This is a genomic window from Ralstonia mojiangensis, from assembly GCF_023955645.1.
In the GTDB taxonomy this organism is placed as follows: domain Bacteria; phylum Pseudomonadota; class Gammaproteobacteria; order Burkholderiales; family Burkholderiaceae; genus Ralstonia; species Ralstonia mojiangensis.
Genome location: NZ_JAMXHU010000012.1, coordinates 1 through 1,088, shown reverse-complemented (window position 1 = coordinate 1,088; position 1,088 = coordinate 1). Strand labels below are relative to the sequence as shown.

At 63.0% G+C, this 1,088-nt stretch carries 1 protein-coding gene; it reads right to left on the bottom strand.

Translation table 11 applies throughout. The features are described 5' to 3' along the window. A partial coding sequence (locus tag NG898_RS26030) for an S-(hydroxymethyl)glutathione dehydrogenase/class III alcohol dehydrogenase (RefSeq protein ID WP_252695098.1) occupies positions 1 to 1,088 on the bottom strand: 1,088 nt, incomplete at both ends.

The window sequence follows — 1,088 nt, the reverse complement described above, 5'->3', positions numbered from 1 at the left end:
CGGATCGACTCACCGCGCTTCATCAGCTCGAAGCCCTCGTTGATGCGCTCCAGCGGCAGCGTGTGCGTAATGAGGTCGTCGATATTGAGTTTGCCTTCCATGTACCAGTCGACGATCTTCGGCACGTCCGTGCGGCCACGTGCGCCACCGAAGGCGGAACCCTTCCACTCACGACCCGTCACGAGTTGGAACGGGCGCGTGCTGATCTCCGCGCCCGCCTCGGCCACGCCGATGATGATCGACTGGCCCCAGCCCTTGTGGCAGCACTCCAGCGCCTGACGCATGACCTTCGTGTTGCCGATGCACTCGAACGAGTAATCCGCGCCGCCGTCGGTGAGCTGGATGATGTGATCGACCACGTTCTCCACATCGCTCGGGTTGATGAAGTGCGTCATGCCGAATTTGCGGGCCATGGCTTCACGTGCGGGGTTCAGATCCACGCCGATGATCTTGTCGGCGCCGACCATCTTGGCGCCTTGAATTACGTTCAGCCCGATGCCGCCCAGGCCAAATACGACCACGTTGGCGCCAGCTTCCACCTTGGCCGTGTAGACCACGGCGCCCACGCCCGTGGTAACGCCGCAGCCGATGTAGCAGACCTTGTCGAACGGCGCATCGGGGCGGATCTTTGCCAGCGCAATTTCCGGCACCACGATGTGATTGGCAAACGTGGACGTGCCCATGTAGTGGAACAGCGGCTTGCCGTCGAGCGAGAAACGCGACGTGCCATCCGGCATCAGGCCCTTGCCCTGCGTGGCGCGAATGGCCTGACACAGGTTCGTCTTGCGCGACAGGCAGAACTTGCACTGCCGGCATTCCGGCGTGTAAAGCGGAATCACGTGGTCACCGGCTTTCAACGACGTGACACCTGCGCCCACCTCCAGCACGACGCCCGCGCCTTCATGGCCGAGGATCGCCGGGAAGATGCCTTCGGGGTCGGTGCCCGAGAGCGTGTAGTAATCGGTATGGCAGATGCCGGTCGCCTTGATCTCGACGAGCACTTCGCCGGCGCGCGGGCCTTGCAGGTCCACTTCCTCGACAGTGAGCGGAGCACCGGCTTTCCAGGCGATGGCGGCTTTGGTTTTCAT